The following is a 12,855-nucleotide window of genomic DNA, read 5'->3' as shown; positions in this document are numbered from 1 at the left end:
GCCGCCGATACAATGCGGCGGCTCAGGGTGGCCGATTATAATCAGTCACGACTGATTAAATACAGACGACTTCAATCTGGCCCGCACATTGTCTCAATAAAACGACAGCGAACTGTAAGGAATTTCACGACATGGCCCGCAAGACCCGGGAAGAATCGCTCGCCATCAAGCACCGTATCCTCGACGCCGCCGAACTCGTGCTGCTCGAGCGCGGCGTCGCGCAAACCGCGATGGCGGACCTCGCCGAGGCCGCCGGGATGTCGCGGGGCGCCGTGTACGGCCACTACCGCAACAAGATGGAAGTGTGTCTGGCGATGTGCGACCGCGCGTTCGCGCGCACCTCGGAAGGTTTCGACGCGGGCGATGGCCTGCCGCCGTTCGCGACGCTGCGGCGCGCCGCGTCGCACTACCTGCAGGAATGCGGCGAGCCGGGCCCGATGCAGCGCGTGCTGGTGATTCTCTATACGAAGTGCGAGCAGAGCGAGGAAAACGGTGCGCTGCAACGGCGGCGCATGCTGCTCGAGTTGCAGATGCTGCGCATCACCAAGGCGCTGCTGCGTCGCGCGATCGCCGCCGGTGAAGTCGCCGCCGATCTCGACGTGCATCTGGCCGCCGTCTATCTCGTGTCGCTGCTCGAAGGCGTGTTCGCGTCGATGATCTGGACCAACCGGCTGCGCGGCAATCTGTGGAACGACGCCGAGGCGATGCTCGACGCCGGTTTCGACGCCGTCCGCACCTCCGCCGCCCTCCGCCGACGCGCGCAAAAATTGCCTGACCGGCCAAAATCGTCGTAACAAATGCTGATTTAACCCGATTTACCGCAGTGCGAAACGAATGAGCTGACCCCCTTTAAAATTTTTAACGTTTCGCGGAACATCGGTAGACTGACGCTGTCATTTTTCTTTAGCGTCTGCGTGATACCGGGTTCGACCCGGTATGCACGCCGCCGTTCGAAGCGGGCCCGCCCCGCGCGTTGGGTCGAACGGAAACGACACAGGCCCCTGGCGGGGCCTGTTTTGTTGCACGCCCGCCGCCCGCCCCGTCGCCTTTCGACGATGTGCCGCCGGTGGCCCCCGCCCACACCCCTTTGAACCGCTTTCCTGGATGTGGACACCTTGGTCAAGTCCGTCGTAACCCCTGATGCCGTCGCGCCCGGCCGTGCGCAGCGCGCCGTGCGCGCGCTCGTGCCGGCCGCCGTGCTCGGCGCCCTCGCCGCATTCGGCCTCGCCGCCGCGCTGCCGGCCGTGTCGCAACTGCCGGGCGCCGTCGACTCGGGCACGGCCGCGCTGCCGCAGCGCGTGCTGTCCGATACGCCGTTTCCCACCGCGCAGCATTTCGTGACGAGCGAGCTCGCCCGCACGATCGGCGAGCGCAACGAACACGTCGAGCGCAACGATCGCAGCCTGCAGCCGGGCCTGTTCGCACCGCTCAGCGCGCATCGCAACGACATGCTCGGCTATGCGAGCCTGTTCCAGTTCGCGTCGCCCGAACAGCAGCACGGGATGCGCGCGGGCGACATCGAGCTCACGCTGTCCGATACGCTGAACCGTCTCGACGTGCCGCCCGAAGTGCGCATCCAGCTCGGCGATCTCGTCACCGGCAAGGTCGCGATGCGCGCGAGTGCGCAGCGCGGCGACTATTACCGCATCGCGTTCGACACGAACGACGGTACGCCGCGCGTCACCGCGCTCGAGCTGCGCGTCGCCGGCCGCACGTTCGGCGCGATCTGGTTCCGCGCGCCCGGCGCCGAGCACGGCGCGTACTACACGCTCGACGGTTCGCCGCTCGAAGCTGCCGCGTTCACGATGCCGGTCAAGTGGACGCGCATCAGCTCGTTCTTCGGCGAGCGCATCCATCCGCTGTCGCAGGCGATGGCGTTCCATACGGGTGTCGATCTCGCCGCGCCCAGCGGCACGCCGGTCGATGCGGCCGCCGACGGCGTCGTGTCGTTCGTCGGCACCGATCCGGGCGGCTACGGCCGCTATGTGATCGTCGATCATACGGACGGCTATTCGACCTACTACGCGCACCTGTCCGCGTTCGCGCGCGGGCTGAAGGTCGGCGAAACCGTGAAGCAAGGCCAGCGCATCGGCTCGGTCGGGATGACGGGCGCCGCAACGGGCCCGCACCTGCATTTCGAGGTGCGAGTCGCGAACGATCCGGTCGATCCGCTCGTCACGCTCGCGAGCGCGCAGACGGCGCTGTCCGACATGCAGCTCACCGCGTTCCGTCAGGAAGCCGCGCAATGGCGCTTGCGCCTCGCGTCGATCAGTACGACGCCGTTCGCGTTCGCGCAGAACGACGGGCCGCTGTGGGGCGATTTCGCGATCGGTTCGTCGACGCTGCGCGCGGTGTTCGATACGCATTACAGCGCGTCCTGACGCGCGAACGCCGGCACTCACGCCAAGAAGCGCACCGCGGCCACAGCAGCATGCTCACGCCCGTCGCCGCTCGACCAGCGGCGACGCGGCCCCCATCTTCATCATCGGAAATCCGCCGCCTGCATCGGGCGGCACGCCGTCACCGCGCGGGTTCGGTGCGCTCCACCGTCTGCGCGATGCGCTGCGCCCTCGGACGGCGCGACAGCAACCACCGCGCCGCGCCGTCGAGCGACGTGCACAGCACCAGATAAATCGCCGCGACGAACAGGAAGATCGGCGCCGGATACACCATCAGCCGGTTGTTCACCTGGGTCGCGACGAACGACAGTTCCGGCACGCCGACGATATACGCGAGCGACGTGTCCTTCACGAGCGCGACCCACTGGTTGACGAACGACGGCGTCATGATCCGGATCGCCTGCGGCAGCAGCACGTAACGCACCGTCTGCCAGCGCGTGAGGCCAAGCGACAGCCCGGCCTGCCATTGCCCGTCGCCCGCCGCGACGATCCCCGCATGCACCGCATGCGCGAGATACGCGCCGCCGACCAGCGCCAGCGCGCACACGACCGTCGCGAGCCCCGGCACATCCATGTGCAGCAGCACGGGCATCAGGAAATACGTCCAGAAGATCAGCATCAGCACCGGAATCGCGCGAAAGAAGCCGATGAACGCGAGCAGCAGCACGCGCGCCGGGCCGCGTGCGAGCGCCATCGCGACGCCGAGCGCCACGCCGAGCCCGGCCGACGCAATCGCGGACGCGAGCGCCAGCACCAGCGACAGCGCGGCGCCGCCGAGCGGGCCGTCCGGAAACGCGCCGACGAGCAGGTACGGCAAATTGGAGACGAGCAGCGAAAGATCCATCGTCAGCGCCCCGCTCCGAGCCGGTCGCGCCATTGCGTCGCCGCGTACGCACCGGCCTCGATCGCGGCCACCGCCGCGACGTACAGCAGCGTCGCGACGCCGAACGCGGCGAACGTCCTGAACGTTTCGGTCTCGACCTGCCGCGACGCATACGACAACTCGGCGACGCCGATCGCCATCGCGAGCGACGAGTTCTTCACGAGATTCATGTATTGGCCGAACAGCGGCGGCAGCGCGATGCGCACGGCCTGCGGCAGCACCACGTAGTGCAGCGACTGCATCGGCGTGAGTCCGAGCGCGGCCGCCGCATCGTGTTGCGCACGTCGCACGCCGCGCAGGCCGGCTTCGCATTCCTCGGCGACGAATGCCGCCGTATAGGCGCTCAAGCCGACCCAGCCCGCGACGAATTCGAACGACGGCCACGCGAGCGTAAACGGGCCCACGCTCACCGCATGGCGGGCGTTGAGCCACGCGACCCACGTATCGGGCAGCAACGACGCGACGCCGAAATACCAGAACAGCAACTGCACGAGCAGCGGCGTGTTGCGAAACGCGACGACGTATGCGGCGGCGACCGTGCGCGGCGCCCTGCCGCGCGCATGCCGCATCACGGCGAGCAGTAGCCCGCCGACGGTCGCGGCGACGGCCGACGCGGCCGCGAGGCCGAGTGTCAGCAGGAAGCCCTGCCAGAGCCAGGACAGATATTTGGGAGCCAACCCGAGCATGCTGTGGCGCGCGCGAAGCGCACGTTCGGATGAAAACGAAAAGCGCCGCACGGCCGACGTTCAGGCCGATCGCGGCGCACGTGCGTGACCGGTCAGGTCTTGTCGCCGATACGGAAAATCCGCGTGAGCGGCGTTTTCGTGGTCGGCCCGAACCATGCGTCGTAGATCTGCGTGGCGCGACCGCTCGCCTCGAGCCCCTTCAGCGTGTCGTTGACGAAGCCGAGCAGGCGCGTCTCGCCCTTCGGCACGCCGACACCCATGTAGTCGTTCGAGATCGTGAACGCCGGGATCTCGTAGTTCTGCTTGTCGGGCACGTTCGCGAGCAGGCCGATCAGTTTCGGGCCGTCCTGCGTGATGGCCTGCACGTTGCCGGCGCGCAGCGCGGCGAACGCGAACGGCGTGTCGTCGTACGCGACGATCGTTGCCTTCGGGAATTTCTCGCGCAGCGTGATCTCGTTGGTCGTGCCCTTGTCCGCGCCGACGCGCAGGCCGTTCAACTGGTCGGCCGATTTCAGCACGCCCTTCTTCGCGAGAAACTGCTGGCCCGACGAGAAATACGGAATGCTGAAGTCGATCTGCTTCGCGCGCTCGTCGGTGATCGTGAAATTCGCGAGCACGAGATCGACCTTGCCGGACGTCAGGAACGGGATGCGGTTCGCGGGGTTCGTCGGTTGCAGTTGCAGCTTCACGCCGAGCTTGTCGGCCAGCGCCTTCGCATAATCGACGTCGAGACCGACGATGCGGTTGCTTTTCGCGTCGACATAGCCGAACGGCGGATTGCTGTCGAACGTCGCGACGCGCAGCACGCCGGCCTTCCTGATGTCGTCGAGACGGTCCGCATGCGCGACGGTGCCTGCGGTAACGAGCGCGACCCCGATGAGCCACGTAGCGAGCGTGTTGATTTTCATGAGCACGACCTGATTTGTTATGGAGGCCGCCGCGGATCGCGCGGCGGCACGGTTCGAAGAACATCGCGACGCAGTGTCGTCGCGAAGCCGCTAACGTATCAGCGCGTGCGGCGAACTCGAACCAATAAATGGTGCTTTGCTCTGCGGGTTTCGTGATGAGGCACGCATCGCGCGTCACGGAAACGTGAACGAGAATTCCGCCCCACCGCCCGCATAGCCGGGCGCCAGTTCCCCGTCCGCGCCGGTACGGATGTACTGCGCACGCAGCGGCATCACGGCCATGTCGCCCGTGCGTCGCATCGGATACTCGGTCGCTGCGCCCGGCTCGCCGTACGCGATCCGCTCGCCGGTCAGCGCGTTCGTCATCACGATGTTGAATCCGCGCGCGACCGTCTGCCCTGCCGGCGCGCTCAGTTGCAGCAGCGTCTTGTCGGGATTCGGCTGCGCGGCCTTGTCGCGGAAGCTGATCGACGGCTTGGCCGACGCTGCGCACTGGCTGAGCGCGATATCGAAACTGACCGGCTTCGACGTCGCGTTCAGGCTCGGAAAATTGCTGATCGAGAAGTTGCCGAGCGTCACCGGCACGATCTCCTTCGACTGCACCTCGCAGCGGTTCGGCACATGAATCTCGCACTCGCTGCCAATGCACACGTTGCCGACCCCGACGAAAGCCTTCAACTGCTTGCAAAGGTTCGGCGGGCTTGTCTGCTCGGGCACCGCCACGGTGCCGCCGACCGTTGCGACACCTTTCGGCAAGTCGAGCGCGTAAATCGCGACGGTCGGATTGCCCGGCAGGTTCTTGACGACCAGCTTGCCCGGCGGCAATTGTGAAACCGGCTTGGCGAGCACCAGGAATTGTCGGAAGCGCATCATTCGCGAATCGGTACCCCCGGCGCCCGACTGGATGAGTGCTTGCTTCGCGGTCGCCACCGGCAGCGTGCCTTGCTGCAGCGTGCGCTCGACGCCGTCATCGGATACGCCCGCCCATTTGAAGCCGATGCCATCGACGTTCGTCTGCGCGACGCCGTCCGCGACGATACTGCCCGGCGTCCAATGTGCCGCACTCACGAGTTCGTGTGCCGTCGGAGCCATGCTGCCGTACTTGAACGTCACCATGAGCGAAACGGTGCGCTTGTACAGGATCGCGTTGTTCGGTGTCGTGCTCGTCAACGGCGTCTGCATTTGCCAGGGTGTCGCTTCGACGTTGCTGAAACTGCAATCCAGCGCCGTCGCGTTACTACCGCTTTGCGCCATGACGTGCGTGCCGAACGCAAGCATCAGATATCCCATCATCGTCAGGCGTCGTATCGCCCGGCCGATACGACCGGGCCTGCACCATTGAATCGTCTTCATGCTGCCCCACCTTTGTATCGCTGGCTAGCGGGCGTGCCGATCGGCACGCCCGCCAGCCATTGCATTACTCGATCACACCGAGATTGAGACCGGCGATCTTTTGCAGCGCAGCTTCGCCGGACGCGATGCTGTTGCGGAAGATGCCTCGGTTGATACCGACGAGGCCGCCGAAGGTCTGGCCCGACGATCCGTTGACCCGCCCGCTCGCGACGGAGCGCTCGACGAATCCGGTGTTCATGCCGATCAAGCCGCCGAGTGTCGAATAGCAGCCGGCGCCGACCATGCCCGATGCCGACGCGTCACGCACCGTACCGAGGTTTTCGCCAGTAAAACCGCCCACCGTGCTCGACCCACCGCCCGTCACGTTGCCGGTTGCCGACGCGGCCTCGATCGTGCCGGACGTCGTGTTGGCGCCGGCAAAACCGCCCACCGACGCGCCAAACCCGCCAGACACGTCGCCGCTCGCATCGACGTTGCCCAGTTCGGCCGCGTTGCTGCCGACGAAGCCGCCCGTCTTGCTGTAGTTGCCGCCCGTCGTCTTGCCGCGCGCGACCGCGTGTGCAATCCGTCCGCCGAGGTGACTGCCGACGAAGCCGCCGTTGGTGCCCTGGCCGCCTTTCACCGCGCCATGCGCTTCCGCCATGTCGATGATCGCGTTCGGCCCCAGGTTCATGCCGACAAAGCCACCCGTCGAACCCGTCGATGCGCTCCAGACCTCGCCCAGCGCCTTGCTGTCGGTCACGATCCCCTGGTTCAACCCGACGAAACCACCGATCGCTTGCGCATATCGACCGTCGACGATGCCGCTCGCACTCGACTTGACGATCTTGCCGGTATTGCTGCCGACGAGGCCGCCCACCGTACCGCCCGAGCCGCCTGTCACGCGGCCCAGCGCGGCCGAGTCCTCGATCATGCCGAGCAGGTTCGCCCCCACCAGTCCACCCACGTTCACGCCGGCGATATTGGCGCCCGACGTGGTGCCGCGGCTCGTCGACCGGAGAATGTCGCCGCCCCGGTTCACGCCGACGAGCCCGCCGATCGACGCGAGATTCGATGCACCGCCGAATACGGTCGCATTCGATTCGCTGTCGGACACGACACCGGAGAGCTCGCCGACGCGGTTCTCGCCGATCAGGCCGCCGACTGCATACGACATGTGGTTGCCTGTCACATATCCGGCAAACGATGCGCGGGACATCTCGCCCAGATTGGTGCCGACCAGCCCACCCAGCGCATTGCTGCGGTTGGCGTTCGCATTGACCTGCATGCCGGTTGCGGTCACGTTCGAAATCTTGCCGGCGTTTTCGCCCACCAGCCCGCCGATGGACACCGGACCGACGCCCGCCGCGGCGCTGACGCGCAACGACTTCAGGTTGAGGTTGGCAAGCGTGCCGGTGTTGCGGCCGAACAGCCCGGCGTACGGGTCGCTGCTCGTAATGTTGAGGTTGCTGATCGTGTTGCCGAGGCCGTCGAACACACCGGAGAACTGTGCTCCCGAACCAATCGTCTTGAACGCGGAGCCGTAATAGGAACCCGCGATGTCGTTGCCGAGCACGTACAGCCCGTCGAGATTCGCATCGACCGCCTGCAGCTGCTGCAGGTTCTGGATCACGGTATAGCGATACCCGTTCGATTCGAAACCGGCCCCCGCCCCCGACAGCTTCACTGCCGCACCGCCCGTCAGCGATTGCGCGACGCCGTAGTCGAGCGTCAGAAGCGCATTCGCGCCGGTCAGCGCGATCGGCGCCGCGATCCGCACGTTGTCGTGTGCGTTAATCGCGAAGTGTGCATTCGCGCCTGTCGCGCGCAGCGCGCCGTTGATCGACACGTCGCCCTGCCGGCTGGCCGGCGTCAAGCGGTTGCCGCCGGCCCAGGTAACGGCCCCGTCGACCGAGGTGTGGCCGCGATCGGCGACCAGCTCGACATCGGTGGTCGCGAGATTGCGCGACAGCGTGTCGGCCACGATCGTACCGGGCTGGTTCGCACCGGCCGTGACCGACACGTCGGACGATGCGATGCGCCAGGAGCCGCCGCGACCGTTGGTCGCGCGCGTATCGACCGTTGCACCGAGCGCCACCTTCACGTCCGCGCCGCGCGTGTCGACCGTGCCGCCGTTGCCCGGTGCCGTCGCGCTCGCATTCAGCACACCCGCGACGTTCACGGTGCCGGCATCGTAGCCATCCAGCGAGATCCGGCCCGCCGTATTCCTGAGCGTGCGCGCCTCGATGGTGCCTTGATTGTTGACTACCGTACGCAGCAACGTATCGGCGGTTTTGGCGTTCATCAGCACCTGTCCGCCGTCGGCTTTCAGCAATTGTTCGTTGCTGACGAGCGCGTTGACGGTTCCCTGGTCGACCTGCACGCTGAGCAGCTTGCCGCCGTCGAAATTCAGCGTGACGTCGCTGCCCGACGCCAGTGCAACGGTGCCCATCTGTGCCTGGACGATTCCCCTGTTGAACACGCGCGCGCCCAGCAGGGCGACCGACCCGCCTTCGCGCGCCACGAGATTGCCGAAGTTCTGCACTTCGCTCGGACTCCGGCCGGAGAACCGGAAGCGGCCTGCGTCGAAGTCTTCGTTCTTGATGTCCAGCGTCGTCGCCACCAGCCCGCCGACATTGACCTGCGCGCCCTTGCCGAACAGGATGCCGTTGGGATTGACGAGAAACACGCGGCCGTTCGCGTCGATGTTGCCGTAGATCGCGCTGCCGTCCTGGCTGACGACCCGGTTCAGCGCGATCGACGTCGCGGCCGGCTGGTTGAACGTGACACGCTGCCCTTTGTCGACGTTGAACGACTGCCAGTTCGTCACCAGTTTGTCGCTGTGCTGGTTGATCGACATCTGCTGCCCGTTGTCGTAGCGAAGCATGTCGGCTTTCCCGGACACGATCGTCTCGCCCGTCGGTAGCGCATGCACGGACGTCGCTGCGCCGCCCGCAAGCAGCGTCAGCACCGCGACGACACGCGCTCGCGTGCTGGACTTGCCGCGCCGGCGTACCCGTTCGCCGGCGACCTGCCAGGCGCCTTGTCGGTCGTTCCACACCAGAGCATAGGTCTTGTTCACTTTCGTTTTCCCTTGTTGTAGTTGAATCCCTGCCGATACCCCCGGCAGGACGGGTCCTGCAAACATGGACGTGCCGCTCGTCACGGCGGCGCAGCCCGCGCGCGGTATTCGTGCGACGCACCGCTCTCGTCGACGGCGTCGAACACGATCGCGCCCGCGCCGGCCCGCATGCCGATCGGAATCTCGGCCCGGCCGAACGGCGCGACGTCCACCGCGCCGCTCTCCAGCACGACGGGTTCGCCGTTCACCGACAGGCGCGTCAGCGTCACGTAGTACGGTGTGGGGTTGCGCGCGGCGACCGATGCAGCGGCCTGCGTGTCGCCGTGCGTCCATACGAGCCGGTTCGGCGCGTCGTCGGGTTCGCCATCGAGACCGGGCGGCCGAACCAGCAGCTTCATCCTGAGCCGGTACGCGATGCGCAGTACGTGCTCGCCGGTCGGCGCGGCCGGCGGCACTTCGAGCAGATTGATCCAGAAGCACACCTCGCGGTCCGTGGGAAGGCCGCCGCCGACAGCCAGCACGCGAATGGACAGCGGCTGCCCCGGATCGAGCCGCGCAAGCGGCGGCGCGACGACGAACGGCACGCGCAGACGGCTCGGGTCGGCATCCGGGTCGCCGTCGTCGAGCCACGCCTGCACGAGGATCGGGGCGCTCCCGCCGTTGCGGGCGAGGATCGTCAGCGCGCGCGCATTGCCCGGATAGACGAACCGCGTGCCGACCACGGAGAGAGACGCCTCGCACTGGACCGCGCCGACGCTCGCGACACAGGCCAGCACGAGCGCGCGCAAGACGCGACCGGTATCCGGGCGGCGGCACCCACGGCGCGACGACAGCCGCGCAAGCGGGACATCACGAAAGCGTGAACGATGCATCGTGTTAGCGCCCTCCGTCGTGCTCGGCTCGCGATGCGACGGCGTCCCGCGTCACCGTCGCCGCGCGGCAGGTACCCGTCAGCATCACGTAGCCCGTCCCCGCACGCTGCGCAGCCGGTATCGCGTAATCGATCACGCACTGCTGGTCCGCACGCGTTCCCCATTCGACGCGAATCCGGCCGTCCTCCGCGGCGCTGCGTACGAACAGTCGGCTGCCCTGGCCGACCACACCGAGCGCCGCGCCGGTGCGTGCGTCGAACGCGCGTGCCGCGAACGCCAGCGGCCGCCCGTCGTCGGTCTGCGCGTCGATCAGCAGCGCACGCGCCTTCAGCGTGTCGTAAGACAGCATGACGATCGACCCCGAGCGCGGGGCAACACTGCGCGACACCGTCTTCAGCTCGACGTTCTCCGGAATGTCCTTCGGGTCGATGTCGATCTTGTTGAGCTGATACGGAATGAGGCTCGGCACGATCGCGTAGCCGAAGCGGTCGACGCGCGCGCTCGTGTTCGCGACCTGTGCGCCGCGCGCGTACGGCGCGTGCACGACGCCGATGGTTTCGCTCAACGTGGGTGCCGGCGTCAGGCCGCCCGGATGCAGCACGAGGCCGCCCGTCGCGTTCGCCGAAGCCTGCTGGTAGTCGCGCCCGATGCCCAGATTCGCCGACACGGACACGGCCGGCCGCTGATAGCCGATGCCGAAACTGCCCGACGATGCGCGATTGTTGCCGTCATAGCTCGACGCCAGCGAGTACGATCCGTCGCCCCGCTCGCCGAAGCGGCCCGCGAGGCTCGCCGTGGCGCTCGTGCCGGCGCTGCTGTCATGCGTCACGAGCGAGCTGAAGATCGGCGCACGCCGCGAATTGCGGCCCAGCGGAATCGATACGTTCACGCTCGCGAGCGTGCTGCCCGCGCCACCCCCGAACGACGGCTCGCGTCCGGACAGGTTGCGCACGCGCTGCACCGACGCGGTCACCGTGGCATCGCGCCACTGCGTGCTGTAGCCGAGCGTGAAACTGACCGTCCGCCCGCCACCCGCCCAGTAGCTGAGCGCCGATCCGTTCGCATAAACGCTGCCCGCTCGCCCGATCTGCTGGCTCACGTTGAGATCGACCCGATCGCGCAAACGCGCAAACGTGGCCGCCCCTGCGCCCTGATCGCCCCGGCCGTTCAGCAGCATCGCGTCGCGCAGGCCGAGATAGCCTTTCGTGGAATAGCGATACGCGAGCAGCGAGAAGTTCGTCCCGCTGTTCGGCAGGTTCTTGCTGTACGACACGCGAATGCTCGAACCGGTCAGGCGCTCGCTGCCGCGCGGCTGCGTGCGCGCGATCGTGATGTCCGCCCCGAAGCCGCCGATCGACGTATTGAGCGCGACACCCATCAGCGCGGACTGGTAGCGGCTCGCGAACGCGGCGCCGCCATAAGCCGTCACGGCATTGCTGACGCCGCGCTGCACGGTGAACTGGCCGACGTACTGCTTGCCGATATCGTCGCCGAGTTCGATCGCCTGCCCCGCCATCACGCTGAACCGCGTGCTGCCCGGACGCAGCAGTTGCACCGTCGTCGCGAACGGCACCACGAAGCTGCGCGTCTCTCCGTTGGCCTCGGTCACCGTCACGTTCAGGTCGCCGCCGTAGCTCATCGCCTGCAGGTTGTCGATCGCGAACGGTCCGGGCGCGACGGTCGTCTCGTGCACCAGATAGCCGCGTTGATAGATCGACACCTTGGCGTTCGACTGCGCGACGCCGCGCACGACGGGAGCGTAGTAGCGCTGCTCGTCGGGCAGCATCCTGTCGTCGCTCGCGATCTGCACGCCGCGAAACGACACGGCGTCGAACATCGAACCGCTGGTCGAGCTCTCGCCCGCCAGCAACTGCGCGTGCCAGTCGGACAGATCGGTTTGGGCATACACGTAGCCGCGCTGATAGCGCGCGCCGCTGCGCTGCGACCACGTCAGGTTGCCGTTGTGACGGATCCGGATGGGCCCGGCGCTCGCCGCCATCGACAGGCCCGTATAGAACTGCGAATACTCGTAACCGCTTGAACGCGTCGTAAACGCACTCGCGTTGTAGTTCAGCCATGCGGCCGGCACGCCGTTCGTCCAATGCGACGGGTCGACGTATGTGCTCTGGCTCGCGAGCCGCATGTAGAGCTGAGGCGCAGTCAAATACAGCCTCTGCTCGGCCGCGTCGAACGACAGCGCGCCGCCGGGCACGTAGCGGGACAACGCATCGCAGATCGGCCCGTCGGGCATCGGATTCGGCGGCTGGCTGCCATCCTGGCCGCGCGCGCTTCGATCCAGATCGATGCCCGCGCGCTGCAGCAGCGCGCGATCGTAGCAAGGCAGCACGTCACCGCGCACATCATGACGGAACATGATGTCTTCCACGCCGCGCCACTGCCCGTTGACGATCAGGTCGACGCGATGCATGCCGGGCACGACCGCGTTCGGCCGTGCGAACGGCGTCGTATCGATTGGCTCGCTGCCCGCGCCGTGCATCAGCATCGAATCGTCGAAGTGCGTGTCCCCGCCTGTCGACACGCTCGATGCCGCGCTCGCGGTCGAGCGGCGCGTGCCGTCCCGCCCGGCCGGCTCGACCGTATCCGTCGTCGCGGCGAAACCGTTCGTCCCCGACACCATCGCGATCGATGCGAACACGGATGTGACGGCCAGCAGACAAGGACGCTGCAGAAAC

At 67.0% G+C, this 12,855-nt stretch carries 9 protein-coding genes; 2 read left to right on the top strand and 7 right to left on the bottom strand.

The features are described from left to right. The first annotated feature begins 131 nt into the window (after window positions 1-131). Entirely contained in the window at window positions 132-794 is a 663-nt protein-coding gene (locus tag WS89_RS05980; protein WP_059498961.1) for a TetR family transcriptional regulator, read from the top strand. A 321-nt stretch (window positions 795-1,115) separates the two neighbouring features. Continuing rightward, window positions 1,116-2,381 (top strand): M23 family metallopeptidase, encoded by a 1,266-nt coding sequence (locus WS89_RS05975; RefSeq protein WP_059789835.1) that lies wholly within the window; start codon window positions 1,116-1,118, stop codon window positions 2,379-2,381. 139 nt (window positions 2,382-2,520) lie between these two features. On the opposite strand, the gene WS89_RS05970 is transcribed toward WS89_RS05975, so the two are convergent. The 7 genes from WS89_RS05970 to WS89_RS05940 form a co-directional block, all read right to left on the bottom strand. After that, entirely contained in the window at window positions 2,521-3,243 is a 723-nt protein-coding gene (locus tag WS89_RS05970; RefSeq protein WP_059789952.1) for an amino acid ABC transporter permease, read from the bottom strand. 2 nt (window positions 3,244-3,245) lie between these two features. Next, window positions 3,246-3,968, bottom strand: coding sequence for an amino acid ABC transporter permease (locus WS89_RS05965; protein ID WP_059789834.1), 723 nt, complete (start codon window positions 3,966-3,968; stop codon window positions 3,246-3,248). Window positions 3,969-4,060: 92 nt separating this feature from the next. Then, complete coding sequence (locus tag WS89_RS05960; protein ID WP_059789833.1) at window positions 4,061-4,876, bottom strand: ABC transporter substrate-binding protein; 816 nt, start codon at window positions 4,874-4,876, stop codon at window positions 4,061-4,063. 174 nt (window positions 4,877-5,050) lie between these two features. Further along, entirely contained in the window at window positions 5,051-6,229 is a 1,179-nt protein-coding gene (locus tag WS89_RS05955) for a fimbrial protein (RefSeq protein ID WP_059789832.1), read from the bottom strand. Between the two features lie 64 nt (window positions 6,230-6,293). After that, window positions 6,294-9,290 (bottom strand): two-partner secretion domain-containing protein, encoded by a 2,997-nt coding sequence (locus tag WS89_RS05950; protein ID WP_059789831.1) that lies wholly within the window; start codon window positions 9,288-9,290, stop codon window positions 6,294-6,296. A gap of 80 nt (window positions 9,291-9,370) precedes the next feature. Beyond that, window positions 9,371-10,078, bottom strand: coding sequence for a fimbrial biogenesis chaperone (locus tag WS89_RS05945; RefSeq protein ID WP_257128136.1), 708 nt, complete (start codon window positions 10,076-10,078; stop codon window positions 9,371-9,373). Window positions 10,079-10,166: 88 nt separating this feature from the next. Next, window positions 10,167-12,818 (bottom strand): fimbria/pilus outer membrane usher protein, encoded by a 2,652-nt coding sequence (locus WS89_RS05940; protein ID WP_059789829.1) that lies wholly within the window; start codon window positions 12,816-12,818, stop codon window positions 10,167-10,169. Window positions 12,819-12,855 lie beyond the last annotated feature (37 nt).

This window comes from Burkholderia sp. MSMB1072, from assembly GCF_001524725.1.
Lineage (GTDB): Bacteria > Pseudomonadota > Gammaproteobacteria > Burkholderiales > Burkholderiaceae > Burkholderia.
The sequence above is the reverse complement of the archived record's forward strand: the minus strand, read 5'-3'. Positions and strand labels throughout refer to the sequence as shown.